Origin of the sequence: Streptomyces sp. H27-H5 (assembly GCF_026627505.1) — a bacterium.
Lineage (GTDB): Bacteria > Actinomycetota > Actinomycetes > Streptomycetales > Streptomycetaceae > Streptomyces.
Genome location: NZ_JAPNLK010000014.1, coordinates 36,556 through 62,137, shown reverse-complemented (window position 1 = coordinate 62,137; position 25,582 = coordinate 36,556). Strand labels below are relative to the sequence as shown.

The window sequence follows — 25,582 nt, the reverse complement described above, 5'->3', positions numbered from 1 at the left end:
CCGCGTCCCACCCCGCTCTCTCCCGGTGAGAACCCTTCACCGAGCGACAGAGAGCGGAGACCGGGCGATGACGATCCCCGAGGACAAAACGGCAGTCGAGTGGCTGGTGTCGGTGGCGCCGGATCCCGATGCCTGCCGGTGGGAATGGGAACGCAACCCCTTCGGGGTCGCGCTCCTGCCCGCCGGCCGGCGCTGGGACGTGCTGATCCTGCCGACCGCGCTGGGGCAGGCCACCCTCGACGTACTGACCCTGCTCATCGACCGGCCCGGCCCGGTGCTCGCCGACCTCGGCGAGTCCAGGCTGGGCTTCTTCGTGCCCGCCGGCACCGCCTCCCGCTGGCTCGGCACGGGCGTGCGGGGGGCCGGGCACGGCACCTGGATCGTCGTCCCGTACCCGGGGCGGGCGACCGCCGGGGTCCGCTGGGTGGTGCTCCCCGACGGCCGCGGGACGCTCACCGACCCGGCGGTGCTGGAACTCGCGATGCACGAGGCCGCCGCGCGGGTGGCGGCGGAGGAGGGCCGGACTTCGTCCTGACCATGGCCCCCGAGACCTTCTTCGTCCAACTCGGCTACCAGTACTACGGCTCGGGCCCGTGGGGCGGCCAGGACCCGCGCGCCGGCGCCTACCTCCCGGTGATCCACGCCCTGCGCGACGACCTCACCCTGCTGCACGTCCAGGACTACAACTCCGGCTCGATCATGGGCCTCGACAACCAGTACCACTCCATGGGCGGCGCCGACTTCCACATCGCCATGACCGACATGCTGCTCACCGGCTTCCCGGTCGCCGGGAACACCGCCCGGGTCTTCCAGGCCCTGCGCCCGGACCAGGTCGCCATCGGCCTGCCGGCCACGACCAACGCGGGCAACGGCCACACCTCTCCCGCGGAGGTGACCAAGGCGCTGAACTGCCTGACGAAGAAGACCGACTGCGGGACCTACCAGACCCACGGCACCTGGCCGAACCTGCGCGGCCTGATGACCTGGTCGATCAACTGGGACCGCTTCGGGGGCTGGGAGTTCTCCCGGAACTTCGACGGGTACTTCGGCGGCTGACGGACGGACGGATCCGCGGGGTGGCGGGGGTCGGCGGGAGTCCGGCCCCCACGGCCCGGGCTCAGGCCACCCGGCCGTCTTCCCCATAGGTCTCTCCACCGGTCTCTCCACCGATCTCCCGATCGGTCTCCCGATCACCCTTGCGTCGTCCGCCGGGCCCTGCGGCCCGGCGGACGACGAGCAACAGGGGCGTGCACATCAAGACGCTGGCCACCACGTCCAGCGGCCAGTGGAAGCCGCGCAGGATCAGGCCCACCGCCGTCAGCGCGGCCAGGGCCAGCGCGAGGGGCACCGGCCAGGGCCGCCGCGTGTACGGGGCGATCAGCAGGGCCGCGCCCACGTACGCCACCAGGGAGGTGGCCGTGTGGCCGGAGGGGAAGTAGCCGGCGGCCCAGGGCTCCAGGGGGCCGGGGCGGGCGGTCCACTCCTTGAGGGGCACCACCAGCGCGGGCACCGCGATCATGGCCAGCCCCGCCGCCAGCGCGGCACGGCGACGGCCGCGCCGGGCGGCGTACGCCATCGCCAGGACCAGCACGGGCAGGGCGACCGGGACGTTGCCGAGGTCCGAGAGGCGCTCGGTGGCCGCGTCGGGGACCGTGCCGACCACGGCGCGGCTGAACTCCTCATCGGGCACCAGGAGCGGCCCGGACGCGAGGACCTGCCAGGTGACGAGCGCGAAGAGCACCGCGCAGAGGGCGAAGAGGGCGCCGAGGGGCGCGAGGGAAGTGGCCGGCCGTCCCGGAACAGGGGGGATGGTTCCGGGACGGCCGCCCGGATCGGGTTGCCGGGCGCCCCGGGGGGTTTGGGGCGAACGGCCGTCCGATCGGTGAGGAGTGTGCGCGAACGCATGCCCAATACGGCGCTGGGGAAGCCCGGTACTGGTGTCGCCCTCGGTTTCCCGTGAGCGGGGTGTCTCACTCATCTGCAGAAACCGTACGCCAACCCGAAGGGGGCCGGCAGCGGGATCGCGCTCCCGCCATCGGCCCCCCACACGTTCTTCACAGTGTCCGACCGTTACCGCCGGTAGGGGTGGGTCACTGTGTTCGGGTAATCGCTCAGATGCCCGCGAATGCGGCCTCGATGACGTCCAGGCCCTCGTTCAGCAGGTCCTCACCGATGACAATCGGGGGGAGGAAACGAAGCACGTTGCCGTAGGTGCCACAGGTGAGGACGAGCACGCCCTCCGCGTGGCAGGCCTTGGCGAGCGCGCCGGCCGCCTCCGGGAACGGGGTCTTGGAGACCGGGTCCTTGACGAGCTCGATCGCGATCATGGCGCCGCGGCCGCGGATGTCGCCGATGATGTCGTACTTCTCCTGCATGGCCGTCAGGCGGGTCTTCATGACGGACTCGATCTTCTTCGCCGCGGCGTTGAGGTCGAGTTCCTTCATGGTCTCGATCGAACCGAGCGCACCGGCGCACGCCACCGGGTTGCCGCCGTAGGTGCCACCCAGGCCACCGCCGTGCACGGAGTCCATCATCTCGGCGCGGCCCGTCACGGCGGCGAGCGGCAGACCGCCCGCGATGCCCTTGGCGGTGGTGATCAGGTCCGGGACGATGCCCTCGTCCTCACACGCGAACCACTGGCCGGTACGGCAGAAGCCCGACTGGATCTCGTCCGCGACGAACACGATGCCGTTGTCGTTGGCGAACTTCACCAGCGCCGGGAGGAAGCCCTTGGCCGGCTCGATGAAGCCGCCCTCGCCGAGGACCGGCTCGATGATGATCGCGGCGACGTTGTCGGCGCCGATCTGCTTGCTGATCTGGTCGATCGCCTGCGCGGCGGCCTCGGGGCCACAGTTCTCGGCACCGGTGGGCCAGCGGTAGCCGTAGGCGACCGGGACGCGGTAGACCTCGGGGGCGAACGGACCGAAGCCCTGCTTGTACGGCATGTTCTTCGAGGTCAGCGCCATCGTCAGGTTCGTACGGCCGTGGTAGCCGTGGTCGAAGACGACGACGGCCTGACGCTTGGTGTACGAACGGGCGATCTTGACCGCGTTCTCGACGGCCTCGGCACCGGAGTTGAACAGCGCGGACTTCTTGGCGTGGTCGCCCGGGGTCAGCTCGGCCAGGGCCTCGCAGACCTCGACGTAACCCTCGTACGGCGTGACCATGAAACAGGTGTGGGTGAAGTCGGCGAGCTGCGCGGAGGCGCGGCGCACGACCGCCTCGGCGGAGGCGCCCACCGAGGTCACGGCGATGCCGGAACCGAAGTCGATCATCCGGTTGCCGTCGATGTCCTCGATGATGCCGCCGCCCGCGCGGGCCGTGAAGACGGGGAGCACGGAGCCCACGCCACCGGCCACCGTCGCGAGGCGGCGGGCCTGCAGCTCCTGCGACTTGGGGCCGGGGATCGCGGTGACGATGCGGCGCTCCTGCGGGACAGCGGTCATAGAGGGCTCCTGGGGGTGTTTTCGGACGCACTTGTGTCTTTGTCCGCAGGCTAGGCCCGGGGACGGTGGTCCTGCATGCTCCGTTAGGGAGTGATGCGCGCGTGTCCTTGTCCGGGACGGCCATAGGAGGGCCGCGGCGCGTGTCGTGTGGATCATGGCGGGGTACGGGTCCCGGGGCGCCCGCGGCCACTAGATTGAGCGCGCAGCGCAGCGCAGTGAACGGGCAGGGGGCAAGGGGTTCATGAACACCGACGGTGCGTACGAGGGACAGTCCGTCCGCGCGGACCACGTGCCGAGACCGGCGGGCCCGCCGGCGGTTCCCGCGAAGCCGACCCACGCGCCGGGGGCGGGGGCGGGCGCCGGACAGGGCGCGGCCGGAGCCCCGCTGGCCGATTGGGCGCGCACCCCGCGCCCGAAGGCCGATCCGGGCGTCTGGCGCTTCGGATTCCGGCCGCGGGAAGGGGCGGAGGCCGAACCCGCCTCGGACCGGTCGCTGCTGAGCGGCGCCGTCATCTCCTTCCTCGCCTGTGTGCTGCTCTGGTCCCTTGTGAGCAACGGGTACATCCCCTATGTCACGGTGCCGGTGAAGCTCTTCACGCCTCGCGACTGGTGGGAGCTGGGCGGCAACCCAGTCGACGGCCGGGGCGAGGCCGCCCTGCAGGCGTACATGCTGCTGCTGACCGTCGCCCTCGTCGTGTGGTTCAGTCGGCTGGGATCCTGGGGGCCGGCCTTCGACCGGCTCGTAGCAGCGCGGGGCTTCCCGGCCCGGATGCTGGGGGCAGGCCTCGGGGCGTTGTTCGTGATCGCGCTGATCTGGACCAACACACTGACGGTCTTGGACCTGTTCGGCCACTTGATCCCGGGCAGCATGAGTCCGGACATGAAAACCGTCGCCTCCTACCTTGTCTACGTGGTCGTCTGTGTGCCGGTGATCGTGTTCTTCGTGCGCCTGGCCCGTAGGCCGACGACAGTCGACCGATCAGACGCGGGGCAAGAGCTTCCGACGGTGGTGTCCCCCGACGACCCCGTCGCCTTCAACGAGATCCGCGGGGCCGGGCTCGGGGAGGTGGCCGATCGGTTGGGTGGGGAGATCGGGGCCGGGCGGATGAACGACGTGGACTACGCCCGGATCCGCCGCGCCTGGGAGTCCGTGCGCGTCGACCCGTCGCGGGCGCGCGCCTTCGCCGACGCCGTTCGGGACAACGGCGCCGGGGCCTGTGTGCATCCCTCCGGGGCGCGGGACCTGCCCGGGCGGGCCGCGCGGCACGATCTGCTGACCCGGCAGGTGCTGCTCGGCACGGTGGAGGACGGGGAGCGCAACCCCTGGGCCCGGCGCGGGACCGCGTTCGCCCTCGATCCCGAGGTGCTCGGCACCTCGCTGGTGGCCGTCGGGCCCTCCGGCTCCGGCAAGACCCGTCATCTGGTCCGCCCGGTCGTGGAGGCGCTGGCGCTCCAGGCGCTGGCCGGGCAGGCGGCCGTCATCGCGGTGGGTTCGGCGGGGGCCCGGCTCGGTCCGGACTCGGCCTACGACATCGTGGTCCGGATCGGTGATCCGGAGTCCGTTCACGACCTCGACCTGTACGGCGGCGCCGGCGATCCCGACGAGGCCGCCGGCCTGCTCGCCGAGGCCTTCGTCGGGGACGTGCCCGGGGCGGACGTGCGCCGCGCCGCGACGGCCCTCGCCCAGGTGCTGGGGCCGTTCCACGCGGCTCGCGGGCGCTTCCCCTCCGTGCCGGAGCTGCGCGACCTCCTCGACCCGGTCGGCGACGCCCCGGACGCGCTGCGCCGGGAGCTGGAGGCCGCCGGGCAGCCCGCGATGCTGCGCGAGCTCGACGCCCGCAGCCGGCAGCGCGGCGCTCCGGGCGATCCCGCTCCGGCGCTCGCCGACCGGCTGGCCCTGCTGGACCGGCCCGCCTTCCACGGGTTCTTCGACACCTCCGGGCAGAGCCGGCCGTTCTCCGTGCGGGCGCTGGAGCACCCGATCCGGGTCCGGGTGGACCTGCCCGAGCGGGGGCACGCCGGCGCGTCGCGGATGCTGGCCCGGCTGCTGCTCGCCCAGTTCAACGCCTCCGTCGGGGCGCGTGCGGACCGCTCGCTCTTCGCGTTCCTGGCCTTCGACGACGCCTCGCACACCCTGACCCCGGAGACCGTGCGCGGCGTGCAACGGCTGAGGTCGGCGAACGCGGGGGTGCTGTTGACGTTGCGCACCCTCGACGACGTCCCGGACGGGTTGCGGACCCCGCTGCTGGGCGCGGTGGGCTGTCGGATGGCCTTCTCCGGGGTCACCACCTGGGACGGGAAGCGGTTCGCCGAGGCCTGGGGCACGGAGTGGGTGGAGACGCGGGACGTCACCCACCGGACGGTGTTCGCGGACCAGCCGCTGACCCGGGCCATCCACGCGTTCCGGAAGCTCGTCACGGGCAAGGCCGTGACCACGGACGCGGTGACCGTGCGGCAGGTGGAGCGCGAGCGCTGGTCGGCGTCCGACCTGGCCCACGCGGTGCCGCCGGACCACGCGGTGCTCTCGCTGACCTCGGTCCGGGGGGAGCGGGCCGCGCCCCTGCTGGTCAGGCTGACGGGATCGAGCTGAGCGGACCCGTACGAGGTGGCAGAATCGAGGGGAGTCGTTCATACGGCACGGCGAAATACCCCTCGCTCCACTCGGTGACATGCTCCCCGCTCGGCACGGCGCCACATCCCCCGCTCCGTGTTCCTGCCTCCTCGCCGTCCCACTCCTCCGTCTAAGGCCGCTGGTACCCGATGCCGCTCACCCTCGCCTCGCTCGTCCAGCACTCGGCGCTCAAACTCAGCGTCCGGGCGGGGGAGGGCCGCCTCGACACGCCCGTGCGCTGGGCCCACGTCAGCGAGCTCGCCGACCCCGTCCCCTACATGGAGGGCGGCGAACTGCTGCTGATCACCGCGATGAAACTGGACGCCGAGGATCCCGAGGAGATGCGGCGGTACGTACGCCGGCTCGCGGCGTCCGGGGTCGTCGGCATCGGCTTCGCGATCGGCGTCAACTACGAGGCGATCCCCCAGGCACTGGTCGAGGCGGCCGCGGCGGAGGACCTGCCCCTGCTGGAGGTGCCGCGCCGCACCCCGTTCCTCGCCATCAGCAAGGCGGTCTCCGCGGCCCTCGCGGCCGACCAGTACCGGGCCGTGACGGCCGGTTTCGAGGCGCAGCGGGAACTGACCCGCGCCGCCCTGTCGGCCGACGGCCCCACCGAACTCCTGACGAAGCTGGCGGCGCACGTCCACGGCTGGGCCGCGCTGTACGACACCTCGGGCGCGGTGGTCGCGGCGGCTCCCGACTGGGCGGCCCGCCGGGCGGCCCGACTGACCCCGGACGTGGAACGGCTGCGGGAACGGCCGGCGCCCGCGAGCGCGGTCGTGGGCGGCTCCGACGACCGCGTCGAACTCCAGTCGCTGGGCACGGGGCGACGGGCGCGGGGCGCGCTCGCGGTGGGCACCGGCGCCCCGCTGGGCACGGCGGAGCGGTACGCCGTGCACTCGGCGGTGGCCCTGTTGACGCTCACCACCGAGCGGTCCCGGTCCCTGCACGACGCGGAGTCCCGGCTGGGGGCCGCCGTGCTGCGGATGCTGATGGTCGGCGAGGCGGAGCACGCGCTGGCCGTCGCCGGGGACCTGTACGGGGCGCTCCTGGAGTCCCCGTTCCGGATCGTCGTCGCCGAGCCGGCCCTGACGGGGACGGCCCAACCGGAGGGTCTCGCCCAGTTGGCCGACGCGGTGGAGTCGGCGGCCGCCCGTACCGGCGAGGCGCTGCTGGTCGTGCCCGAGGACGGGCGGCTGGTGGTCCTGGCGGCCGAGGCGGGTTCCGCGGCACGGGCCTGCGCGGAGCACGCGGAACTGCTGGAGGCGCGGCGCGGCCGGGACACGACCGGGCCGGAGCCCGACGAACTGGTGATCGGGCTGTCGGGCGCGGCCGGGCCCGCCGGCGTGGCGGCGGCCTTCAAGCAGGCGGACCAGGCACTCGCCGTGGCCCGGCGGCGCGGCCGGGCGATGGTGGAGCACGAGGACCTGGCGGCGGGGTCGGTCCTGCCGCTGCTGGCCGACGACGCGGTACGGGCCTTCGCGGACGGCACGCTGCGGGCCCTGCGGGAACACGACGAGAAGGGGCGCGGCGACCTGGTGGCCTCGTTGCAGGCCTGGCTCTCCCGGCACGGCCAGTGGGACGCGGCGGCGGTGGACCTGGGCGTGCACCGGCACACGCTGCGGTACCGGATGAAGCGCGTGGAGGAGATCCTGGGCCGCTCGCTGGACGACCCGGACGTCCGGATGGAACTCTGGCTCGCCCTCAAGGCCGCCTCGACCGTCTCCTAGGCCCTCTCGTCACAGTGGCGCCCGCCCCGCACGGAGCGGCCCCGACACTGACAAAGCGGCGCGGGCCGGGTCGCGTGTACTCCATGCCGGATAAACAACGAATCCTCCGCGGAGTCCTACGGTGGTGGGGACAAGGACCCCACCGCACAACTCCGAAGGGCCGGGATTCGCATGACTTCCACCCACGCCTTCTGGCTCGCCGGCCGCCTGGCCACCGGCGAGGACAGCTTCGACGTCCACTCCCCGTGGGACGGTCGCCTGGTCGGCTCCGTCAGCGTGCCGACCGACGCGCAGGTCGAAGAGGCCGTGGCCGCGGCGCACGCCGTGACGGCGGAGTTCTCCGCGACCCCCGCCCACGTACGGGCCGCCGCCCTGGACCACGTGTCCAAGCGGCTCGCCGAGCGCACCGAGGAGATCGCCCAGCTGATCTCCGCCGAGAACGGCAAGCCCATCAAGTGGGCCCGCGGTGAGGTCGGCCGTGCGGTGTCCGTGTTCCGTTTCGCCGCCGAAGAGGCCCGCCGCTTCAACGGCGGAGAGGCCCAGCGCCTCGACACCGACGCCGGTGGCGTCGGCCGGCTCGCGCTGACCCGCCGCTTCGTCAAGGGTCCCGTGCTCGGCATCGCGCCGTTCAACTTCCCGCTGAACCTGTGCGCCCACAAGGTGGCCCCCGCCATCGCCGTCGGCGCGCCGATCATCCTGAAGCCGGCCCCGGCCACCCCGCTCTCCGGCCTGATCCTCGGCGAGCTGCTCGCCGAGACGGACCTGCCGGTCGGCTCCTGGTCCGTCCTGCCCGTGGCGAACGACAAGATGCCCGCCCTGGTCAAGGACGAGCGCCTGCCGGTCATCTCCTTCACCGGCTCCGACACGGTCGGCTACGCCATCCAGCAGTCGGTGCCCCACAAGCACTGCACCCTGGAGCTCGGCGGCAACGCCGCGGCCGTCGTCCTCGCCGACTGGTCCTCCGAGGCCGACATCGACTGGGCCGCGACCCGCATCGCGACCTTCTCGAACTACCAGGCCGGCCAGTCCTGCATCTCGGTGCAGCGCGTGATCGCCGACGCCTCCGTGTACGACCGCCTCGTCGAGAAGGTCGTCGCCAAGGTCCGCGCCCAGGTCACCGGTGACCCGTCCGACTCCGCCACCGACGTCGGCCCCCTCGTCTCCGAGGACGCCGCCAAGCGCGTCGAGTCCTGGGTGGACGAGGCCGTCTCCGCCGGCGCCAAGCTGCTCACCGGTGGCAAGCGCGAGGGCGCCTCGTACGAGCCCACCGTCGTCGCGGACCTGCCGGCCGGTGTCACGCTCGCCGTCGAGGAGGTCTTCGGGCCGGTCCTCACGCTGCAGAAGGTCGACGGCGTCGACGAGGCCTTCGCCGCCGTCAACGACTCGAAGTTCGGTCTGCAGACCGGCGTCTTCACCCGTGACATCCAGGTCGCCTTCCGCGCGCACCGCGAGCTGGAGGTCGGCGGTGTGATCGTCGGCGACGCGCCGTCCTACCGCGCCGACCAGATGCCGTACGGCGGCGTCAAGCAGTCCGGTGTCGGTCGCGAGGGCGTCCGCTACGCCATGGACGACTACACGTACGAGCGGGTCCTGGTCCTCACCGGCCTGGACATCTGACCGGACTCGTACGGTCACGAGCCGACGGCCGGAGCCCACTGTGCGGGGGCTCCGGCCGTCTCCTTTTCGCCCACCCGGCCGGACGCCCCTTTTCAGGGCGCACGAAACGGGTACGACTCACCAGGTAGCACCGACCGGTATCCGGAAAGTCAACCGACTTCGGCGGCGAGGTGAGTCCCCTCTCATGTCCGCAACACAGCCCAGCGGCACCCAGCCCAAGGTGACCGAGCGCGAGGCACGGCAGGTCGCGGAAGCGGCCCGGGAACAGGACTGGCGCAAGCCCAGCTTCGCGAAGGAACTCTTCCTCGGGCGGTTCCGGCTCGACCTGATCCACCCCCATCCGCTGCCCGCCGACGAGGACGTCCGGCGCGGTGAGGCCTTCCTGGCCCGGCTGCGGCAGTTCTGCGAGACCGGGATCGACGGCGCCCGCATCGAACGCGAGGCGAGGATCCCCGACGAGACCGTGCGCGGACTGAAGGACCTCGGCGCACTCGGCATGAAGATCGACCCCAAGTACGGGGGCCTCGGTCTCACCCAGGTGTACTACAACAAGGCACTCGCCCTCGTCGGTTCGGTCAGCCCCGCCATCGGGGCCCTGCTCTCCGCCCACCAGTCGATCGGCGTCCCCCAGCCGCTCAAGATGTTCGGCACCCAGGAGCAGAAGGACACCTACCTGCCCCGCTGCGCCACCACCGCCATCAGCGCCTTCCTGCTCACCGAGCCCGACGTGGGCTCCGACCCGGCGCGACTGGCGACCACGGCGGTACCGGACGAGAGCGGCGACGCGTACCTCCTCGACGGGGTGAAGCTCTGGACCACCAACGGGGTGGTCGCCGACCTGCTCGTCGTCATGGCCCGGGTGCCGAAGAGCGAGAACCACCGGGGCGGGATCACCGCCTTCGTCGTCGAGGCGGACTCGCCCGGCATCACCGTCGAGCACCGCAACGCCTTCATGGGCCTGCGCGGTCTGGAGAACGGCGTCACCCGCTTCCACCAGGTGCGGGTCCCCGCGGCCCAGCGGATCGGCGCCGAGGGCGCCGGTCTGAAGATCGCGCTCACCACCCTGAACACCGGACGCCTCTCGCTGCCCGCCATGTGCGTCGGCGCCGGCAAGTGGTGTCTGAAGATCGCCCGGGAGTGGTCGGGCGTGCGCGAGCAGTGGGGCCGACCGGTGGCCCGGCACGAGGCGGTCGGCGCCAAGATCGCCTTCATCGCCGCCACCACCTTCGCACTGGAGGCCGTGGTCGACCTCGCCTCCCAGATGGCCGACGAGGACCGCAACGACATCCGCATCGAGGCCGCCCTCGCGAAGCTCTACGGCTCCGAGATGGCCTGCCTGATGGCCGACGAACTGGTCCAGATCCGCGGCGGACGCGGCTTCGAGACCGCCGAGTCGCTGGCCGCCCGCGGCGAGCGGGCCGTCCCCGCCGAACAGATGCTCCGCGACCTGCGCATCAACCGGATCTTCGAGGGCTCGACCGAGATCATGCACCTGCTCATCGCGCGGGAGGCGGTGGACGCCCACCTGTCGGTGGCCGGCGACCTCATCGACCCCGAGAAGGCCCTCGGCGACAAGGCCAAGGCCGGCGCCAGGGCCGCCGGGTTCTACGCCCGCTGGCTGCCCAGACTGGCCACCGGGGCCGGCCAGGTGCCGGGCACCTACCGGGAGTTCCACCCCGACGGCCACCCCGACCTCGCCACCCACCTGCGCTACGTCGAGCGGACCTCCCGCAAACTCGCCCGATCGACGTTCTACGCCATGTCCCGTTGGCAGGGGCGGATGGAGACGAAGCAGGGCTTCCTCGGGCGGATCGTGGACATCGGGGCCGAACTCTTCGCGATGAGCGCGGCCTGTGTGCGCGCCGAGCACCTGCGCGCCGGCGGCGAGCACGGCCGCGAGGCCTACCAACTCGCCGACGCCTTCTGCCGGCAGTCCCGGATCCGCGTCGAGGAACTCTTCGGCCGGCTCTGGTCCAACACCGACGACCTGGACGGCAAGGTCGTCGCCGGGGTGCTGTCCGGCACCTACACCTGGCTGGAGGAGGGCATCCTCGACCCCTCGGGCGACGGCCCGTGGATCGCCGACGCCACGCCCGGCCCGTCCACCCGCGAAAACGTCCACCGCCCGCTGCGCTGACCTGCGAGGATCAACGCGGGCCCGACGTGAGGAGCGATCCGCGCGAACGACCCGCACGCACGGGACGCGTACGAGCACCGGCACGAGCACGAGGCGGACGGGAACGATGGCGATGGCCGAGGACGACCGTCACAGCCGACGGCTGGCCTGGTGCGTGGCGCACCTGCTGCGCCACGCACCGGACCCCGTCACCGCCGACCTGACGGGCCGGCTGGACGACACCACCCGCAAGTACCTGCTCCGCGACGAGTACCTGCCCGCCTCCCTCGTCACGCTCGTGCTGCGGCACGGCACCGACGAGGACCGGCGGACCGTCGCCCGCAACCCGCGCGTGTTCGGACGCCCGCTGCCGGGCCTGCCCGGACCCGCGCGGTACGCGGCCCGCCCCGCGCCCGGCCCGGAACTGCGCGCGGCCCTCGGCATCGGCCCCGGCCCGCTGGACACCGACGAACTGGTCGGGCTGCTGCGCGCGCACGGCGCCCGCCCCCGGCTCCCGCTCACCCTGCTGCGGCTGCCGCACACCCTCGACCCCGAACCGCTGCGCGCCCTGCACGCCCGCGACCCGTTGCCGCCCGGCGCGATCGAGGCGCTGCTGCTGGTCGGCGACCTGCCCCTGGACGTGTCCGTCGCGCTGCTCGGCGGCGCGCCGGGGCAGACGTACGGGCGCCGCTGGTACCGACCCGCCGTACGGGCCGTCCGGATGGGACTGCTGACCTGCGACGAGCTCGTCTCCCGCGTGACTCCCGCCGGACGGACCCTGCTCCTGGCGAACCTGCCCGCCAGTCCGGGCGGGCTGCGCTGGAACGTGCCCGAACAGGCCGAGGTCCACTCCGCCGTGCGGCGGGTGTTGCGCCCCACCCTGGGCGACGACCCGCGCTGGTGGCCGATCCTGAGCCGGCGGGCCGTCGGCTTCGACGGCACGCTGCCCGAACTGGTCGAGGTGGTGGCCGCGCGGGAGACCCCGCCCGCCGGCGTCCACACCGGCCCCGAACCGGTTGGCGGGGTGGAACGCGAACTGGCCCTGGTCAGCTTGGCCGTGCCGATGGAGCGGGTCAGCGAGGACATCCGGTGGGTCCGCGACTGCCTGGACCGGGGCCTGCTCACCGGGGCCGACGTGATCCGCCACAAGGTGCCCGCCTGCTGGGCCCTGGACGAGGACCACTGGCTCGGCGACATCGACCACCCCGACCGCCACGACCGCCCCGAGGCCGTCCACTCGGCCCGCGCGGAGGCGGATCGGCTGTTCGCCGAGGCCCTCGGCGCGGACGCGGACGCCTGGTGGCGGGCCGCCCGCGCGCTCCCCGACTTCGCCGGGACGCTGCCGGAGCTGTTGGCCGGTGTGATTCAAGGGGACTCCGTGTCCAACCGCACCTGAGTTGCGGCAACAATGGGGGCATGAGCGACAGCCCAGCCCCCCTCGCCGATCCGCACCTCGTCTTCGACCCCGCGGTCGGCCGCCGGGACATCGTCATCCTCGGGTCGACCGGGTCCATCGGGACCCAGGCCATCGACCTCGCCCTGCGCAACCCGGACCGCTTCCGGGTGACCGCGCTGTCCGCCGCCGGCGGGCGCGTCGCGCTGCTGGCCGAGCAGGCTCGACGGCTGCGGGTCGCCGCGGTCGCCGTGGCCGACGAGGATGCCGTACCGGCCCTGAAAGAGGCGCTGAGCGCCCAGTACGGCGGCGCCGAGCCGCTGCCGGAGATCCTGGCCGGCCCCGACGCGGCGAGCGAACTGGCCGCCTCCGCGTGCCACACCGTGCTCAACGGCATCACCGGCTCCATCGGCCTCGCGCCCACCCTCGCCGCCCTGCGGGCGGGCCGGACCCTGGCCCTGGCCAACAAGGAGTCGCTGATCGTCGGCGGTCCGCTGGTCAAGGCGCTGGCGAAGCCCGGCCAGATCATCCCGGTGGACTCCGAGCACGCCGCGCTGTTCCAGGCGCTCGCCGCCGGCACCCGGGCCGACGTGCGCAAGCTCGTGGTCACGGCCTCCGGCGGTCCCTTCCGCGGCCGTACCCGTGCCGAGCTGGCCGACGTCACCGTCCAGGACGCGCTGGCGCACCCCACCTGGGCCATGGGCCCGGTCATCACCGTCAACTCGGCGACGCTGGTCAACAAGGGGCTGGAGGTCATCGAGGCGCACCTGCTCTACGACATCCCCTTCGACCGCATCGAGGTCGTCGTCCACCCGCAGTCCTACGTCCACTCGATGGTCGAGTTCACGGACGGCTCCACCCTGGCGCAGGCCACCCCGCCGGACATGCGCGGCCCGATCGCGATCGGCCTCGGCTGGCCCGAGCGGATCCCCGACGCGGCCCCGGCGTTCGACTGGACCAAGGCGTCGAGCTGGGAGTTCTTCCCCCTGGACACCGAGGCCTTCCCCTCGGTGGGACTGGCCCGCCACGTGGGCGCCCTGGGCGGCACCGCCCCGGCCGTGTTCAATGCGGCGAACGAGGAGTGCGTGGACGCCTTCCTGGCCGGTCGGCTGCCGTTCACAGCAATCATGGATACGGTCTCCGCTGTGGTCGATGAGCACGGAACGCCGGAGGCGGGAACTTCCCTGACCGTCCGGGACGTCCTTGAAGCGGAGACCTGGGCCAGGGCCCGGGCACGGGAGCTGGCGGCACGCGCCGCCGTGGAGGCGAGCGCATGATGATACTGCTGACCTTGATCGGTGTGGTCGTCTTCGTGGTCGGCCTGCTGGTCTCCATCGCCTGGCACGAGCTCGGACACCTCTCCACGGCCAAGATGTTCGGCATCCGCGTGCCCCAGTACATGGTCGGCTTCGGCAGGACCATCTGGTCGCGGAAGAAGGGCGACACGGAGTACGGGATCAAGGCCATCCCGATGGGCGGCTACATCCGCATGATCGGGATGTTCCCGCCCGGCGAGGACGGCAAGGTCACCGCCCGCTCGACGTCGCCGTTCCGCTCGATGATCGAGGACGCGCGCTCCGCCGCGTACGAGGAGCTCCAGCCCGGCGACGAGACGCGGCTCTTCTACACGCGCAAGCCGTGGAAGCGCGTGATCGTGATGTTCGCCGGGCCGTTCATGAACCTGGTCCTGGCCGTGGCGATCTTCCTGGCCACCCTGATGACCTTCGGCGTGAACACCCAGACCACCGTGGTCAGCAGCGTGTCCGACTGCGTCCTCCAGCAGAGCGAGAAGCGCGACAAGTGCGCCGCCGGCGACCCGGTGGCCCCCGCCAAGGCCGCGGGCCTGTTGCAGGGGGACAAGATCGTCGCGTTCAACGGCAGGAAGGTCGACGACTGGTCGGCGCTCCAGAAGGACATCCGCGCCACCGTCGGCCCGGCCACCGTCACCGTGGAGCGCGCGGGCCGACTCGTCGACCTGAAGCCCACCCTGATCGAGAACACCGTTGCCAAGACCGACGGGCGCGGCGAGTACGTCAAGGACCAGTACGTCACCGCGGGCTTCCTCGGTTTCGCCCCGGCCAGCGGGTACGTGGAGCAGTCCTTCCCGCAGGCCGTCTCCCGCATGGGCGACATGATGGAGTCCGGGGTCGAATCCCTGGTGGCGCTGCCGTCCAAGATCCCGGCCCTGTGGAACTCCGTCTTCAACGGCGCCGAGCGCGACGTGAACGGCCCGATGGGCATCGTGGGCGCCGCCCGGGTCAGCGGCGAGATCTTCACCCTGGACCTGCCGCCCACACACATCCTGGTGATCTTCCTGAACCTGGTGGCGGGCTTCAACCTCTCGCTTTTCCTGTTCAACATGCTGCCGCTGCTGCCGCTCGACGGCGGTCACATCGCGGGCGCGCTGTGGGAGTCGTTGCGGCGCAACGTGGCCCGTGTCTTCCGCCGGCCGGACCCCGGTCCGTTCGACGTGGCCCGGTTGATGCCGCTGGCCTACGTGGTCGCGGGAGTCTTCGTCTGCTTCACCCTGCTGGTGCTCGTGGCCGACGTGGTGAACCCGATCAAGATCACCTGACGCGTCCGGTCCGATCTCCGGATCGACCGCTCATGCGAAAGTCGTACGACCGTGCGCAGGAGGCCGGGTACACATCGTGCCCGGCCCTTCGCGTTCGGGCGGCACACCCCCGGCGATGCGCGGGTCCCGCGCTGATTGGCGTAATCTCGAAGCCTGGAGCCCGCCGATCTCGGGACCTTGATCCACACCTTGGGGTTGCACAGCAGATGACTGCCATCTCTCTCGGAATGCCGTCCGTGCCGACGAAGCTCGCCGACCGACGGGTCAGCCGCAAGATCCAGGTCGGTTCCGTGGCCGTCGGTGGAGACGCACCCATTTCGGTGCAGTCGATGACCACGACCCGCACCTCCGACATCGGTGCCACCCTCCAGCAGATCGCCGAGCTCACCGCCTCCGGCTGCAACATCGTCCGCGTCGCCTGCCCGACGCAGGACGACGCCGACGCGCTGGCCGTGATCGCGAAGAAGTCGCAGATCCCGGTGATCGCCGACATCCACTTCCAGCCGAAGTACGTGTTCGCCGCGATCGACGCCGGCTGCGCCGCCGTCCGCGTCAACCCCGGCAACATCAAGCAGTTCGACGACAAGGTCAAGGAGATCGCGCACGCGGCCAAGGCCGCGGGCACCCCGATCCGGATCGGCGTCAACGCCGGCTCCCTCGACGCCCGACTGCTCAAGAAGTACGGCAAGGCCACCCCCGAGGCGCTCGTCGAGTCCGCGCTGTGGGAAGCCTCCCTCTTCGAGGAGCACGGCTTCGGCGACATCAAGATCTCGGTCAAGCACAACGACCCCGTCGTCATGGTCAACGCCTACCGCCAGCTCGCGGCCGCCTGCGACTACCCGCTGCACCTCGGCGTCACCGAGGCCGGCCCCGCCTTCCAGGGCACCATCAAGTCCGCCGTCGCCTTCGGCGCCCTGCTCTCCGAGGGCATCGGCGACACCATCCGCGTCTCCCTCTCCGCCCCGCCGGTCGAGGAGATCAAGGTCGGCAATCAGATCCTGGAGTCGCTGAACCTCAAGCCCCGCCGCCTGGAGATCGTCTCCTGCCCGTCCTGCGGGCGGGCCCAGGTCGACGTCTACAAGCTGGCCGAAGAGGTCACGGCGGGCCTGGAGGGCATGGAGGTCCCGCTGCGCGTCGCGGTCATGGGCTGCGTCGTCAACGGCCCCGGCGAGGCCCGCGAGGCCGACCTGGGCGTCGCCTCCGGCAACGGCAAGGGCCAGATCTTCGTGAAGGGCGAGGTCATCAAGACCGTCCCCGAGTCGAAGATCGTGGAGACCCTCATCGAAGAGGCCCTGAAGATCGCCGAACAGATGGAGAAGGACGGCATCCCGTCCGGCGAGCCCACCGTCGCCATCGGCGTCTGAGCGACCCCGCCGACACCGCTGAGGCCCCGGCCCGTTCCCGCAGCTCGCGGGCGGGGTCGGGGCTTTTTCGTGACCCGTGGGACCAGGCATCCTCATGCGACGCCGGGTACAGTTCGGGGATCAGCAGACTTGCATGGTGAGGCCCCAGTGTTGACGCAGACCACCACCCGGGTCCTTGAACCCGGTGATCTCGACGCCGCGCTCGCGGTCCTGGGCCGCGACCCCGTCGAGAACGCCTTCGTCACCTCGCGCGTCCAGGTCGCCGGGCTCGATCCGTGGCGGCTCGGCGGCGAGATGTGGGGCTGGTACACCGACGGCGACCTCCAGTCCCTCTGCTACGCGGGCGCCAACCTGGTCCCCGTCTGCGCCGGACCCGACGCCGTACGCGCCTTCGCCGACCGGGCCCGCCGCACCGGCCGCCGCTGCTCCTCCATCGTCGGCCCGGCCGAGGCCACCCGGCTGCTGTGGCAACTCCTGGAGCCCAGCTGGGGTCCCGCCCGGGACGTCCGCTCCCGCCAGCCCCTGATGGTCATCGAACAGCCCTCCACCGAGGTCCGGGCGGACCCCCTGGTCCGCCGGATCCGCAAGGACGAGCTGGACCTGATCATGCCCGCCTGCGTGGCGATGTTCACCGAGGAGGTCGGCATCTCCCCGCTCGCCGGCGACGGTGGGCTGCTCTACCAGGCCCGGGTCGCCGAACTCGTCGGCTCCGGCCGCTCCTTCGCCCGCGTCGAGGACGGCAAGGTCGTCTTCAAGGCGGAGATCGGCGCCGCCACCCCCCGCGCCTGCCAGGTCCAGGGCGTCTGGGTCGACCCCGAGTTCCGCGGCCGGGGGCACTCCGAGACCGGCATGGCGGCCGTCGTCGAGTACGCGCTGCGCGACGTGGCCCCGGTGGTCAGCCTCTACGTCAACGACTTCAACACCGCCGCCCGGGCCTCCTACCGCCGCGTCGGCTTCCGCGAGGTCGGCGCGTTCATGAGCGTGCTCTTCTGACACCGTCCGCCCCACCCGGCCGGCTCTCCCGCGACGCCCCGCTCCCGCGCAACCGCGGCCGGCGGCGCCGGAGCGGGCCGCCGGCCGCGAGGGCCACGTATCCCTCGCCGGGACCCGCGAGTAAGGTCACGGCATGCTGCCTACCTCCGAGGGCGACGACCCCGACCGGCCCGCCGGACTCCGCATCGCCGCCCTCGACCTCGCCGCCCGCGTGGACGAGGCCCTGCGCGTGCAGGCCGTCGCGTTCGGGCTCAGCGACGACGAGGTGGGCATCCGGCGCTACATCGTCCAACGCCACATGGACTGCCGGGGCGCCCGCGCCCTGGGGGCGTTCACCGAGGACGGCGTACTCGCCGGATTCGTGTACGGCATGCCCAACGACCGCGACCACTGGTGGTCCACCGTCGTCGAACCGCACCTGCGCGCCGGCGGCCACGACGGCTGGCTCGACCACTCCTTCGTCATCACCGAACTCCACGTGCACCCCGGATTCCAGGGCCGGGGCGTCGGCCGCGCCCTGATCACGCGGATCACCGACACCGCCGCCGAGCCCCGCTCGATCCTGTCCGCCATCGACACCGAGAGCCCCGCCCGCGGCCTCTACCGCGCCCTCGGCTACACGGACCTCGCCCGCCAGGTGCACTTCCCCAGCGCGAGCCTGCCGTACGCCGTCATGGGCGCCCCGCTGCCCCTGCGCCGGCGCTGAATCCGTTTCAGGCTCCGCCCCGGTCCCCGATAGCCTCCCGTCATGTCAACGCAACACGTGCAGCGCATGTCCCGCCTCATGGCCAAGACCCTCCGCGAGGACCCGGCGGACGCGGAGACCCTCAGCCACCGCATGCTGGTCCGCGCCGGCTACGTCCGCCGCAGTTCCGCCGGCGTGTGGAGCTGGCTGCCGCTCGGCAAGCGGGTCCTGGACAACGTCTCGCGCGTCGTCCGCGAGGAGATGGACGCGATCGGGGCCCAGGAGGTCCTCCTCCCGGCGCTGCTGCCCAAGGAACCGTACGAGGTCAGCGGCCGCTGGTCGGAGTACGGCGACCTGCTCTTCCGCCTCAAGGACCGCAAGGGCGCGGACTACCTCCTCGGCCCCACCCACGAGGAGATCTTCACCCTGCTGGTGAAGGACCAGTGCACGTCCTACAAGGACCTGCCGGTCATGCTCTACCAGATCCAGACCAAGTACCGGGACGAGGCCAGGCCGCGCTCCGGGGTGCTGCGCGGCCGCGAGTTCCAGATGAAGGACTCGTACTCCTTCGACGTGAGCGACGAGGGCCTGGCCGAGTCCTACGCCCTCCACCGCGCCGCCTACCGGCGGATCTTCGAGCGGCTCGGGCTGAACCACCGGATCGTGTCGGCGGTCTCGGGAGCGATGGGCGGCTCCGCGTCCGAGGAGTTCCTCGCCCCGGCCGAGGCGGGCGAGGACACCTTCGCCGACTGCCCGTCCTGCGACTACGCCGCCAACACGGAGGCGGTGACCTTCGCCCTGACGCCGGTGGCCGGCGAGCACGGCCCGTTGGAGGAGATCCCCACCCCCGACACCCCCACCATCGAGACGCTGGCCGCCCACCTGGGCGTACCCGCCTCGGCGACGCTGAAGAACCTCCTCGTCAAGGTCGACGGCGAGATCGTGGCCGTCGGCGTACCGGGTGACCGCGAGGTGGACCTCGGGAAGCTCGGTGAGCATCTCGCCCCGGCGGTCGTGGAGTTGGTCACGGCCGAGGACTTCGTGGACCGGCCCGACCTGGTACGCGGCTACGTGGGCCCGCAGGGCCTGGACAAGGTCCGCTACCTGGCCGACCCCCGTGTCGCGCCCGGTACTTCATGGGTGACCGGCGCCAACAAGCCCGACACGCACGCCCGCGACGTGGTCTGCGGACGGGACTTCGAGGTGGACCAGTACCTCGACGTGGTGGTCGTGGCCCCCGGCGACCCCTGCCCGCTCTGCGGCGTCGGCCTCCGCCTGGACCGCGCGATCGAGATCGGCCACATCTTCCAACTCGGCCGCAAGTACGCCGACGCCTTCGGGCTCGACGTGCTCGGCAAGGAGGGCAAGCCCGTCCGGGTCACGATGGGCTCGTACGGGATCGGCGTCTCCCGGGCCGTCGCGGCGCTCGCCGAACAGACCGCCGACGAACGGGGGTTGTGCTGGCCCGCCGCCGTGGCCCCGGCCGACGTGCACGTGGTCGCGGCGGGCAAGGCCGTACCGCTGGCGCTCGCCGAGGAAGCCGCCGAGGCGCTGGCCGCGGCGGGACTGCGGGTCCTCCTGGACGACCGGCCGGGGCTGTCGCCCGGGGTCAAGCTGACCGACGCGGAGCTGATCGGCGTGCCGTGGATCCTGGTCGCCGGGCGCCGCTCGGCCGAGTCGGTGGTCGAACTCCAGAACCGCCTGGACGGCACCCGTGAGGAGCTCCCGCTGGCGCAGGCGCTGGCCCGCCTGACGTGACGGCCCCGCCGGGGCGCGGGGCCCGTCGGCCCGTGCCCCGGCTACTCGCGTTCGGCCGGGGGCGGGTCGAGGGCCGGGAGCGCGTCGGTGTCCGCTGCCGGCTCGATGGTCGGCGCCGCGGTCGGGGCCGCGCCCGGCGGGACGGCCTTGTCCGCCGGCGGGACGGCCGGTCCCGGGGGCGCGGGGGCTGCGGGGGCGGGCGCCGCGCGTTCGAGGAAGCGCAGGAGCTCCACCGGGAACGGCAGGACCAGCGTGGAGTTCTTCTCCGCCGCCACCGCCACCACCGTCTGCAGGAGCCGCAGTTGCAGCGCCGCCGGCTGCTCAGACATCACCTCGGCCGCCTCGGCCAGCTTCCTCGACGCCTGGAGCTCCGCGTCCGCGTTGATGATGCGCGCCCGCCGCTCGCGGTCCGCCTCGGCCTGCCGGGCCATCGAGCGTTTCATGGTCTCCGGCAGCGAGACGTCCTTGATCTCGACCCGGTCGATCTGGACACCCCAGCCGATCGCCGGGCTGTCGATCATCAGCTCAAGCCCCTGGTTCAGCTGCTCCCGGTTGGACAGCAGATCATCCAGGTCCGACTTGCCGATGATGGACCGCAGCGAGGTCTGGGCCATCTGCGAGACCGCGAACCGGTAGTCCTCGACCTGGATGATCGCGTCGGCCGCGTCGACCACCTTGAAGTAGACGACCGCGTCCACCCGCACCGTGACGTTGTCCCGGGTGATGCCCTCCTGGGCCGGCACCGGCATCGTCACGATCTGCATGTTCACCTTGCGCAGCCTGTCCACGCCCGGGACGACGAAGGTGAAGCCGGGACCCCGCACGCCCTCCCGGAGCCGGCCCAGCCGGAACACCACGCCCCGCTCGTACTGCTTCACCACCCGGGCGGCGACGCCCAGGTACACCGTGATTCCCACGCCCGCGGCGATCGCCGCTGTCAGCAGTTCCTCGACCATGACGGCCCCCTGCCGGACATACCTACCTATGTACGGTATGCCCTACAACCAGGCCGCGAACTCCAACAACAGCTCGGCGTCCCGACGCCGCCCGGCGGCCAGCGCCCGGTTCCCCGACTCCACCGCGCGGAACACCGTCCAGCCCCGCAGCCGCTCCCGGTCCACGTCCAACGCGTCGGCCAGCTTGTTCACCCGCCGGCGCGCGCCCGACGCCCCCGTCGAGGAGGCGACCTGGTCCTCCAGTCGATCCCTGACCAGCCGCGCGAGATCGTAGGCCCGCTCGCCGACCACCGGGTCAGGCCCCACCGTCAGCCACGGCGCCCGCTCGCCGGCCAGCACCTTGCCCTGCCGGAAGTTCCCGTGCAGCAGCAGCTCCTCACCCGGCGCCGCCGTCAGCTCCTCGCGGAGCGCGAGGGCCGTCGAAGCCAGCGCCTCGACTTCCGGGGGAGCCTTCCGCAACGCCTCGGCCTGCCGCTCCGTGCGCTGCGCGACGGTCTCCCACCGGTGATCGGCCCCCGGGGCCACCCACAGCCGCCGGAGCGTGCCCGAGGCCTCCAGCAACGCCTTCGCCTCCGGCAGCGAGCGCAGCGAGACCTCCGGGTGCAGCCGCTCCAGGAGCAGCGCCCCGTCCTCCTCGTGGTGGCGCGAGTCCAGGACGCGTACCGCCCCGAACCCGCCCCAGTGGGCGAGCGCCGCCAGCTCCCGGTCGGGCCGCGCCCCGGGGGGCGCCAGCTTCAGCGCGGCCGGGGTCCCGTCGGCGTACCGGACGAGGACCACCAGGCTGCTGCGTCCGCCCGGGGCCTGCACCCGCTGCGCGGACACCTCACGCCGGGTCAGCGCCTCCTCGGTCAGCAGGGGCAACCGCCCCAGCCAGTCCGTGTCCCGCGTCGTCTCCGGCGTCTCGCCGAGCGCCCGTACCAGCCGCTGCGGCGGTTCGAAAGCCATGCGTGCGTGATCCCTTTCAGCTGGTCTGGGCTCGCTTCGAGCGTTCCGCGAGCCCAGGGAAGGCTACGCCGACACCACGCCAGCGTGCCGCGCGGACCGCCGCGGCGCTCAACGCGTCGGCCGCCTCACGGCGCAACGGACCGTCGGATGCCCGCACCAGATCGGAGTACGCGCCGGCCACCCGGTCCTCGACGTCCCCGGCGAGCCGCTCGGCGTCCGCCGGGGACCGCAGTTCGAACGGCAGGGCGTACGCGGCCTCCGACGGACGGGGAGATCCGCCCAGGTCGCGCACGGTACGGGCGAGCGAGTCACGGCGCGCCAGGTGCTGCCCGTACGCCTCGCGGGCCTCGGCCGATCGGGCCGACGCGATACGGGCGCCGATCACCCCGTAGGCGTACGCGGCTGCGTGCTCGGCGGCCAGCGCGGACTGCGCGGCCTCCAGCGGGCGGGTCGTCGTGGAGGGCTCGGGCTTCACGGTCATGCTCCCGGGGTCGAGGTCAGCAGGTACGCGTGGACCGCGCCGCAGGCCGCGACCGAGGCCAGCAGGCGCGCCAGCTCCCCGGGGGCGCCGGCCAGCGCGACGGTCCGGGTCTCGGCCAGACTCCGCTCGGCGTCCGCGAGTTCGGCCAGCGCGTCGGCGGCCTTGGGCGGGACCGGTTCGCCGGAGGGCGCGGGCGTGGCCGTCGCCGAGGCGGAGGGAGAGGCCTGCCGTTCGCCCGAGCGTCCGGGGTCGACGAACGCCAGGGCCGCGGGGTGCGCCGCGACGGAGGCGCGCAGCGGCGTGAGCCGCCCGGCCAGGTCCGGATGGGCGGCGATGGTCCTGTCGTAACGTTCCAGCAGCTCCTCGCTGTCACGCACGGCACCTTCCCGCATCCGCCGTTCGAGTGACACCTCGGCGATCGCACCGGACGCGTCCCCGGCGTCCGAGCACCCGGTGAGCAGTGCGGCGCCGCCCGCGCCGACGGCCGTGACGAGCACGCTCCGGCGCGAGGGGCGCGGGGTGCGGGAAGGACGACGGGGTCCGGCGGGCTCCGCCGACTCCGGGAAACCCGAGGTCCGCGCGGGCACGGAGGGCGGGCGTGGCGTGATCCAGGGCACGGTGACGTCCTCCGGAGGTGACGGCGGGGCGGGTGTGATCAAGGTACCCGGGGCCCGTCCCGGAGCGCGGACGGCAACACCCTCCGCGACCGGATACCCTTTGACCTGACACGCGACAGAAAACCACAACAGCACACGCGGCCGAGGAGTCACCCGGATGAGCACCACCCAGAGCGACAGGCTGCGCGGACTGCTGGAGCCGCTGGTCACCGCCAAGGGCCTGGACCTCGAAGACATCGAGACGTCCAAGGCGGGCAAGCGCCGGATGCTGCGGATCATCGTGGATTCCGATGAGGGTGTGGAACTGGACGCCTGTGCCGAGCTGAGTCGCGAGGTCTCCGATCTGCTCGACGAGAGCGACGTGATGGGCGAGGACGAGTACGTCCTCGAAGTGAGCTCGCCGGGCGCGGACCGCCCGCTGACCGAGCACCGTCACTACATCCGGGCGATCGGCCGTCTCGTGAAGTTCCAGTCGGTCGAGAGCGGGGAACTGATCGCCCGCATCCTCGACGTCGACGACGAGGGCATGGACCTCGAAGTACCGGGTGTGAAGGGCCGCAAGGCGACCACCCGCCGCATCGCATTCACCGACATCGTCAAGGCGCGTGTCGAGATCGAGTTCAACCGCAAGGACAAGAAGGAAGAGGAGGCGTAGTCGTGGACATCGACATGAGTGCCCTACGGGGTCTGGTCCGGGAGAAGGAGATCTCCTTCGACCTGCTCGTCGAGGCGATCGAGTCGGCCCTCCTCATCGCGTACCACCGCACCGAGGGCAGCTTCCGTCGCGCCCGCGTCGTGCTCGACCGCACCAACGGTCACGTGGTCGTGTGGGCGACGGAAGACCCGAAGGATCTCGAAGAGGGCCAGGAGCCCAAGGAGTTCGACGACACGCCGTCGGACTTCGGCCGGATCGCCGCGACGACCGCCAAGCAGGTGATCCTCCAGCGTCTGCGCGACGCCGAGGACGACCTGACCTTCGGCGAGTTCCTCGGCCGCGAGGGCGACGTCATCACCGGCGTCGTCCAGCAGGGCAAGGACCCCAAGAACGTCCTCGTCGACATCGGCAAGCTGGAGGCCATCCTGCCGGTGCAGGAGCAGGTCCCCGGCGAGGAGTACACCCACGGGCTGCGCCTGAAGGCGTACGTCGTGCGTGTCGCGAAGGGTGTCCGCGGCCCGTCCGTGACCCTCTCGCGGACCCACCCCAACCTGGTGAAGAAGCTGTTCGCCCTGGAGGTTCCGGAGATCGCCGACGGCAGCGTCGAGATCTCGGCGATCGCCCGCGAGGCCGGCCACCGCTCCAAGATCGCCGTCCGCTCCACGCGCTCGGGCCTGAACCCCAAGGGTGCCTGCATCGGCCCCATGGGCAGCCGTGTGCGCAACGTGATGGCCGAACTGCACGGTGAGAAGATCGACATCGTCGACTGGTCGGACGACCCGGCGGAGATGGTCGCCAACGCCCTGTCACCCGCCCGGGTGAGCAAGGTCGAGGTCGTCGACTGGGACTCCCGCAGCGCCCGCGTGACCGTGCCCGACTACCAGCTGTCGCTGGCCATCGGCAAGGAGGGCCAGAACGCCCGCCTCGCCGCTCGGCTCACCGGCTGGCGCATCGACATCCGCCCGGACACCGAGGACCCCTCGGACCGGGACGGCGACCGCGACCGCGGTGGCGACCGGGACCGCGGTGGCGACCGGGACCGCGGCGACGACCGCGCGGACCGTCACTCTGACCGGCGCGGGGAATAAACCACTACCGGTCGGTGGTTTTCGGCCGGTAGACAGGGACCCCGTAGGTCGGGGTCCCTGACCTGTGGGTCCCCCGGGATCCACGTGAATCACAACGACATCCGTTCGATTTTTCGCCCGAAGGGGTGAGGTCGGTGCGGGGAGGTAGACTTAAGCGTGTCTGGCCGGACGCAAGCCCGCGCATGCCCCGAACGCACCTGTGTGGGGTGTCGGGAGCGAGCGGCCAAGAGCGATCTGCTGCGCATCGTGGCGGTCGAGGACGAATGCGTCCCCGATCCTCGCGGTACGCTGCCCGGCCGGGGTGCCTACGTGCATCCCGCCGTGGTCTGCCTCGACCAGGCGGTCCGCCGCAGAGCGTTCCCCCGGGCCCTTCGGTCCGCCGGAACGCTCGACACGGCGGAACTGCGCAAAGCCGTGGCCGGTGAGGCCGGGGCGACACCGTAAGAAGCAGTACGGCACGGATACCCCGTGCGGTCAGGTACCTCGCGAGTTGGAAGTAGGTCGAGATTGCGATGAGCACTCGATGAGTACGCGATGAGTACGCCCATGAAG

21 protein-coding genes and 1 pseudogene are annotated in these 25,582 nt (G+C 72.2%); 16 read left to right on the top strand and 6 right to left on the bottom strand.

All coding sequences use genetic code 11. The annotated features are described in order from the left end of the window. Positions 1 to 67: 67 nt before the first annotated feature. Both OTB19_RS09320 and OTB19_RS09315 read left to right on the top strand, forming a co-directional pair. Complete coding sequence (locus OTB19_RS09320; RefSeq protein WP_267797569.1) at positions 68 to 535, top strand: hypothetical protein; 468 nt, start codon at positions 68 to 70, stop codon at positions 533 to 535. Next, positions 517 to 1,056, top strand: a pseudogene (locus OTB19_RS09315) (chitinase); the annotation flags it as partial. The gene OTB19_RS09320 and the pseudogene OTB19_RS09315, both read left to right, overlap by 19 nt. Positions 1,057 to 1,117: 61 nt before the next feature. Here OTB19_RS09315 and OTB19_RS09310 read toward each other — a convergent pair. Together OTB19_RS09310 and gabT are read right to left on the bottom strand one after the other, a co-directional pair. After that, entirely contained in the window at positions 1,118 to 1,741 is a 624-nt protein-coding gene (locus tag OTB19_RS09310; RefSeq protein ID WP_267797568.1) for a phosphatase PAP2 family protein, read from the bottom strand. Positions 1,742 to 2,111: 370 nt separating this feature from the next. Then, entirely contained in the window at positions 2,112 to 3,446 is a 1,335-nt protein-coding gene (gene gabT / locus OTB19_RS09305; RefSeq protein WP_053675217.1) for a 4-aminobutyrate--2-oxoglutarate transaminase, read from the bottom strand. A gap of 241 nt (positions 3,447 to 3,687) precedes the next feature. On the opposite strand from gabT, the gene OTB19_RS09300 reads away from it, so the two are divergent. From OTB19_RS09300 to OTB19_RS09250, 11 genes are all read left to right on the top strand, one after another. Then, positions 3,688 to 6,036 (top strand): ATP/GTP-binding protein, encoded by a 2,349-nt coding sequence (locus tag OTB19_RS09300; RefSeq protein WP_267797567.1) that lies wholly within the window; start codon positions 3,688 to 3,690, stop codon positions 6,034 to 6,036. A 170-nt stretch (positions 6,037 to 6,206) separates the two neighbouring features. After that, entirely contained in the window at positions 6,207 to 7,787 is a 1,581-nt protein-coding gene (locus tag OTB19_RS09295) for a PucR family transcriptional regulator (protein ID WP_267797566.1), read from the top strand. A 171-nt stretch (positions 7,788 to 7,958) separates the two neighbouring features. Next, positions 7,959 to 9,404 (top strand): aldehyde dehydrogenase family protein, encoded by a 1,446-nt coding sequence (locus OTB19_RS09290; protein WP_053675222.1) that lies wholly within the window; start codon positions 7,959 to 7,961, stop codon positions 9,402 to 9,404. A gap of 184 nt (positions 9,405 to 9,588) precedes the next feature. Further along, the gene (locus OTB19_RS09285; RefSeq protein ID WP_267797565.1) at positions 9,589 to 11,541 is read left to right on the top strand and encodes an acyl-CoA dehydrogenase family protein; all 1,953 of its coding nucleotides are present in this window, start codon (positions 9,589 to 9,591) and stop codon (positions 11,539 to 11,541) included. A gap of 112 nt (positions 11,542 to 11,653) precedes the next feature. Next, complete coding sequence (locus OTB19_RS09280) at positions 11,654 to 12,916, top strand: hypothetical protein (protein WP_267797564.1); 1,263 nt, start codon at positions 11,654 to 11,656, stop codon at positions 12,914 to 12,916. A 20-nt stretch (positions 12,917 to 12,936) separates the two neighbouring features. Next, complete coding sequence (gene dxr / locus OTB19_RS09275; RefSeq protein WP_267797563.1) at positions 12,937 to 14,190, top strand: 1-deoxy-D-xylulose-5-phosphate reductoisomerase; 1,254 nt, start codon at positions 12,937 to 12,939, stop codon at positions 14,188 to 14,190. Further along, positions 14,187 to 15,488 (top strand): M50 family metallopeptidase, encoded by a 1,302-nt coding sequence (locus OTB19_RS09270; RefSeq protein ID WP_267797562.1) that lies wholly within the window; start codon positions 14,187 to 14,189, stop codon positions 15,486 to 15,488. The genes dxr and OTB19_RS09270 overlap by 4 nt, the downstream gene beginning before the upstream one ends. Before the next feature lie 206 nt (positions 15,489 to 15,694). After that, positions 15,695 to 16,852, top strand: coding sequence for a flavodoxin-dependent (E)-4-hydroxy-3-methylbut-2-enyl-diphosphate synthase (gene ispG / locus OTB19_RS09265; RefSeq protein ID WP_267797561.1), 1,158 nt, complete (start codon positions 15,695 to 15,697; stop codon positions 16,850 to 16,852). Positions 16,853 to 16,999: 147 nt separating this feature from the next. Then, positions 17,000 to 17,845, top strand: a complete 846-nt coding sequence (locus OTB19_RS09260) for a GNAT family N-acetyltransferase (protein WP_267797560.1) — start codon at positions 17,000 to 17,002, stop codon at positions 17,843 to 17,845. Positions 17,846 to 17,978: 133 nt separating this feature from the next. Further along, positions 17,979 to 18,551: a GNAT family N-acetyltransferase gene (locus OTB19_RS09255; protein WP_267797559.1), complete on the top strand. Its 573-nt coding sequence runs from the start codon at positions 17,979 to 17,981 to the stop codon at positions 18,549 to 18,551. Between the two features lie 42 nt (positions 18,552 to 18,593). Next, complete coding sequence (locus tag OTB19_RS09250) at positions 18,594 to 20,288, top strand: proline--tRNA ligase (RefSeq protein ID WP_267797558.1); 1,695 nt, start codon at positions 18,594 to 18,596, stop codon at positions 20,286 to 20,288. A 41-nt stretch (positions 20,289 to 20,329) separates the two neighbouring features. Here the strand turns inward: OTB19_RS09250 and OTB19_RS09245 are convergent, their stop codons facing one another. From OTB19_RS09245 to OTB19_RS09230, 4 genes are read right to left on the bottom strand one after another with little or no spacing between them, the layout of a single operon-like run. Beyond that, on the bottom strand, positions 20,330 to 21,244 hold the full coding sequence (locus tag OTB19_RS09245) for a slipin family protein (RefSeq protein WP_267797557.1): 915 nt from the start codon (positions 21,242 to 21,244) through the stop codon (positions 20,330 to 20,332). A gap of 42 nt (positions 21,245 to 21,286) precedes the next feature. Then, positions 21,287 to 22,189 carry an aminoglycoside phosphotransferase family protein gene (locus OTB19_RS09240; RefSeq protein WP_267797556.1) on the bottom strand — a complete coding sequence of 301 codons (903 nt, stop codon included), beginning with the start codon at positions 22,187 to 22,189 and terminating at the stop codon, positions 21,287 to 21,289. A 16-nt stretch (positions 22,190 to 22,205) separates the two neighbouring features. Continuing rightward, positions 22,206 to 22,670: a ferritin-like domain-containing protein gene (locus OTB19_RS09235; protein ID WP_267797555.1), complete on the bottom strand. Its 465-nt coding sequence runs from the start codon at positions 22,668 to 22,670 to the stop codon at positions 22,206 to 22,208. Beyond that, positions 22,667 to 23,287, bottom strand: coding sequence for a hypothetical protein (locus tag OTB19_RS09230; RefSeq protein ID WP_267797554.1), 621 nt, complete (start codon positions 23,285 to 23,287; stop codon positions 22,667 to 22,669). Before OTB19_RS09230 ends, OTB19_RS09235 begins: the two co-directional genes overlap by 4 nt. A 157-nt stretch (positions 23,288 to 23,444) precedes the next feature. Here OTB19_RS09230 and rimP point away from each other — a divergent pair, with 157 nt between their 5' ends. The 3 genes from rimP (at position 23,445) to OTB19_RS09215 (ending at position 25,474) form a co-directional block, all read left to right on the top strand. Next, complete coding sequence (gene rimP / locus OTB19_RS09225; RefSeq protein ID WP_267797553.1) at positions 23,445 to 23,942, top strand: ribosome maturation factor RimP; 498 nt, start codon at positions 23,445 to 23,447, stop codon at positions 23,940 to 23,942. A 2-nt stretch (positions 23,943 to 23,944) separates the two neighbouring features. Then, positions 23,945 to 25,030: a transcription termination factor NusA gene (gene nusA / locus OTB19_RS09220; protein ID WP_267797552.1), complete on the top strand. Its 1,086-nt coding sequence runs from the start codon at positions 23,945 to 23,947 to the stop codon at positions 25,028 to 25,030. 156 nt (positions 25,031 to 25,186) lie between these two features. Beyond that, positions 25,187 to 25,474 (top strand): YlxR family protein, encoded by a 288-nt coding sequence (locus tag OTB19_RS09215; RefSeq protein ID WP_267797551.1) that lies wholly within the window; start codon positions 25,187 to 25,189, stop codon positions 25,472 to 25,474. Positions 25,475 to 25,582: the final 108 nt, after the last annotated feature.

What these genes read in the sequence shown, in the direction of transcription:
- OTB19_RS09320 (WP_267797569.1), top strand. Translation starts at nt 68, where the DNA reads ATGACGATCCCCGAGGACAAAACGGCAGTCGAGTGGCTGGTGTCGGTG.
- gabT (WP_053675217.1), bottom strand. Translation starts at nt 3,446, where the DNA reads ATGACCGCTGTCCCGCAGGAGCGCCGCATCGTCACCGCGATCCCCGGC.
- OTB19_RS09300 (WP_267797567.1), top strand. Translation starts at nt 3,688, where the DNA reads ATGAACACCGACGGTGCGTACGAGGGACAGTCCGTCCGCGCGGACCAC.
- OTB19_RS09295 (WP_267797566.1), top strand. Translation starts at nt 6,207, where the DNA reads ATGCCGCTCACCCTCGCCTCGCTCGTCCAGCACTCGGCGCTCAAACTC.
- OTB19_RS09290 (WP_053675222.1), top strand. Translation starts at nt 7,959, where the DNA reads ATGACTTCCACCCACGCCTTCTGGCTCGCCGGCCGCCTGGCCACCGGC.
- OTB19_RS09285 (WP_267797565.1), top strand. Translation starts at nt 9,589, where the DNA reads ATGTCCGCAACACAGCCCAGCGGCACCCAGCCCAAGGTGACCGAGCGC.
- OTB19_RS09280 (WP_267797564.1), top strand. Translation starts at nt 11,654, where the DNA reads ATGGCCGAGGACGACCGTCACAGCCGACGGCTGGCCTGGTGCGTGGCG.
- dxr (WP_267797563.1), top strand. Translation starts at nt 12,937, where the DNA reads ATGAGCGACAGCCCAGCCCCCCTCGCCGATCCGCACCTCGTCTTCGAC.
- OTB19_RS09270 (WP_267797562.1), top strand. Translation starts at nt 14,187, where the DNA reads ATGATGATACTGCTGACCTTGATCGGTGTGGTCGTCTTCGTGGTCGGC.
- ispG (WP_267797561.1), top strand. Translation starts at nt 15,695, where the DNA reads ATGACTGCCATCTCTCTCGGAATGCCGTCCGTGCCGACGAAGCTCGCC.
- OTB19_RS09255 (WP_267797559.1), top strand. Translation starts at nt 17,979, where the DNA reads ATGCTGCCTACCTCCGAGGGCGACGACCCCGACCGGCCCGCCGGACTC.
- OTB19_RS09250 (WP_267797558.1), top strand. Translation starts at nt 18,594, where the DNA reads ATGTCAACGCAACACGTGCAGCGCATGTCCCGCCTCATGGCCAAGACC.
- OTB19_RS09245 (WP_267797557.1), bottom strand. Translation starts at nt 21,244, where the DNA reads ATGGTCGAGGAACTGCTGACAGCGGCGATCGCCGCGGGCGTGGGAATC.
- OTB19_RS09240 (WP_267797556.1), bottom strand. Translation starts at nt 22,189, where the DNA reads ATGGCTTTCGAACCGCCGCAGCGGCTGGTACGGGCGCTCGGCGAGACG.
- OTB19_RS09235 (WP_267797555.1), bottom strand. Translation starts at nt 22,670, where the DNA reads ATGACCGTGAAGCCCGAGCCCTCCACGACGACCCGCCCGCTGGAGGCC.
- rimP (WP_267797553.1), top strand. Translation starts at nt 23,445, where the DNA reads ATGAGCACCACCCAGAGCGACAGGCTGCGCGGACTGCTGGAGCCGCTG.